Here is a 1,229-nt window from a genome sequence, read left to right as displayed (position 1 = left end):
CGGTATAGAAATAACAAGCTAAGCCATACTCAGTATCATTGGCCATTGCTAACACTTGTTCATCATCTTCAAATGTTAATACGGGTAATACTGGCCCAAACAACTCTTGCTGCACGATAGCCATGCCTTGATCGACATTATCCAAAATTACAGGCTCCATAAAGCGCCCTGCGAGCTTTTGAGGACGGTTAGCAATTGTAGCCCCCTCTTGTAACGCCTGATCAATAACAGCCTCCAGACGATGCTTAGAAGCCATGGTGATCACTGGCCCAACTGTCACACCAGACTCCAAGCCATTCCCAACATTTAGCTCCATCATTTTCGCGAGCACTTTTTCCATAAAGCGCTCTTTGACATTTTGATGTACATATAAACGGTTTGTACACACGCACGTTTGCCCTGCATTACGGAACTTGGACGCGATAAGCCCATTAGCAGCTGATTCCAAATCAGCATCCTCAAAAACAATAAACGGAGCGTTACCTCCAAGTTCCATCGATACCGCTTTAACAGTTTCACTAGCCTGCTTCATCAAAATTTTGCCGACGCGAGTCGAACCCGTAAATGAAATCTTCTTGATCCTAGGATCCATCGATAACACCTGACCAAACTCAGCAGCCTGTTCAGAAATAACAACAGGTAAAAGCGGCTTAGGGATACCAGCCTGATACGCAAGTTCAACAACCGCTAGTGCGGTCAGAGGGGTCAACTCCGACGGTTTGATGATCATCCCACACCCAGCAGCTAACGCAGGAGCCGCTTTTCGTGTGATCATAGCAATAGGGAAGTTCCACGGTGTAATCGCAGCACACACGCCTACAGGCTGTTTAATTGTAGATAAACGTCTATCTACAGCAGGAGCTGGGATAATCTCGCCATAAGCTCGTTTAGCCTCTTCTGCAAACCACTCTACAAAAGATGCCCCGAAGCTCACTTCCCCGCGGCTTTCAGACAATGGCTTACCCTGTTCCAATGTAATAATGGTCGCTATATCTTCAGCGTGTTCCATCAACAATTGATGCCAGTTTTTCAAACAGCTAGAGCGCTCTTTCGCACTCAACTTAGCCCATCGAACTTGTTCAGCCGAACACGCTTCAATGAGGCAATCCAACTCTTCAATTGAACTCGGTTTCAAGCGAATTAACTCTTGCTCAGTTGCAGGGTTGATGACCACAACTCCGTCGTCGGAAGCCCATTGTTTAAATACTTCTTTTAAGGTTTCATTTTTT

Annotated in this window: 1 protein-coding gene; it reads right to left on the bottom strand. The window is 45.9% G+C overall.

Annotated elements, in window-relative coordinates; all coding sequences use genetic code 11:
* Window positions 1-1,229 (bottom strand): NAD-dependent succinate-semialdehyde dehydrogenase (locus tag R7O13_RS24265; RefSeq protein WP_318304855.1); only part of this gene is annotated, 1,229 nt, incomplete at both ends.

This window comes from Vibrio sp. Y176 (assembly GCF_033438945.1).
This window is presented reverse-complemented; position numbering and strand designations above follow the sequence as displayed.